We start from the raw sequence: 1,635 nt of genomic DNA on the forward strand, positions 1-1,635 counted from the left end.
ACGGCGACGGCCTGGTATCAGGGCGGGCGGCGATTGTTGCCGCCATGAACGGATCAGCGATTGCGGCCTCGGGGCTGCGAAAGTCCTACAAAGACAAGATCGTGCTCGACGGCATCGATCTGGACGTCCGGGCCGGCACGATCTTCGCCCTGCTCGGACCCAACGGCGCCGGCAAGACCACGACGGTGAACGTGTTGACCACCCTGCTGGCCCCCGACGCCGGAAAGGTAATCGTCGCCGGGCACGACGTGGTCACCCAAACCAAAGCGGTACGCGCCGCGATCGGCGTCACCGGACAGTTCGCCTCGGTGGACGACCTGCTCACCGGCGAGGAAAACCTCCTGCTCATGGCCGACCTCCTCCACCTACCCAAGACAGAGGGCAAACAAATCGCCGCCCGGCTGCTCGACCGATTCGACCTGAGCGAAGCCGCGAGCAAACCCGCGGCGTCCTACTCCGGCGGCATGCGCCGCAAACTGGACCTCGCCATGACCCTGGTCGGCGAACCCCAGATCATCTTCCTGGACGAACCCACGACAGGACTCGACCCCCGCAGCCGCCGCACCATGTGGCAGATCATCCGCGAACTCGTCGCCGACGGCACGACCATCTTCCTCACCACCCAATACCTCGAAGAGGCCGACCAACTCGCCGACCGCATCGCCGTCCTCGACCAGGGCCGGCTGGTCGCCCAAGGCACCGCCGACGAACTCAAGCGCCAGATCCCCGGCAGCCACATCCGGCTACGGTTCACCGACCCACACGCACTCCACGCCGCGGCACAACTCCTCCCCGCCTCCACCACAGACGACGACGAACTGACCCTGCGCGTCCCCGGCGACGGCGGCGTCACATCACTACGCGCACTGCTCGACCAACTCGACCAGCACTCCATCGACGTCGAAGAACTGTCGGTGCACACCCCCGACCTCGACGACGTCTTCCTCACCCTCACCGGCCACGCGAACGAGAAAGTCACCGCCCGATGAACGCCATCTCCGCCTCCCTGACCGACTCGGCGACCATGCTGCGCCGCAACCTCCGCCACACGACACGCAACCCCCTGGCCCTGTTCAACGCCGTCATCATGCCGATCGTCTTGATGTTCCTAATGGTCTACGTCCTCGGCGACGCCTTCAGCGTCGGCGTCAACTACGCCGACTACGCCACACCCGGACTGATCATGACGACCATCTGCTACGGCATCAGCCCCACCGCCATCGCCGTGAACTCCGACATGACCACCGGCTTCATCAACCGGCTCCGCGTCATGCGCATCTCCCGCGCCGCCGTACTGAACGCCCACGTGATCGTGACCATGCTCCGCAGCCTGGTCGCCATCACCGTCATCATCGGCGTCGCCCTGCTGATGGGCTTCCGACCAGAGGCGAGCTTCCTCCAGTGGCTCGGCGTGATCGGCATCATCGCACTGACCGTCCTGGCGATCGGCTGGCTGACCGTCGCATTCGGCCTCGCCGCCAAAACCCCGGAAACCGCCGGCCTGGCCGCCGTCCCGCTGATGCTCCTCCCCTTCCTGAGCAGCGCCTTCGTCCCAGCCGACAAGATGGGACCCGGCGCCAGGCAATTCGCCGAATACCAGCCCTTCACCTCGATCATCGAAACCCTGCGCGGACT

At 65.9% G+C, this 1,635-nt stretch carries 2 protein-coding genes; both read left to right on the forward strand.

All coding sequences use genetic code 11. The features are described from left to right. Positions 1–44 precede the first annotated feature (44 nt). Positions 45–989, forward strand: a complete 945-nt coding sequence (locus tag Pph01_RS42410; protein ID WP_204078933.1) for an ATP-binding cassette domain-containing protein — start codon at positions 45–47, stop codon at positions 987–989. Then, positions 986–1,635: ABC transporter permease (locus Pph01_RS42415; RefSeq protein WP_204078934.1), on the forward strand; the 650-nt coding region annotated here is incomplete at its 3' end. The genes Pph01_RS42410 and Pph01_RS42415, both read left to right, overlap by 4 nt.

The organism is Planotetraspora phitsanulokensis (assembly GCF_016863295.1).
GTDB classification, from domain to species: Bacteria; Actinomycetota; Actinomycetes; order Streptosporangiales; family Streptosporangiaceae; genus Planotetraspora; species Planotetraspora phitsanulokensis.

Excerpts from the sequence above, each read along its gene's own strand:
- Pph01_RS42410 (WP_204078933.1), top strand. The coding sequence starts at position 45 with ATGAACGGATCAGCGATTGCGGCCTCGGGGCTGCGAAAGTCCTACAAA.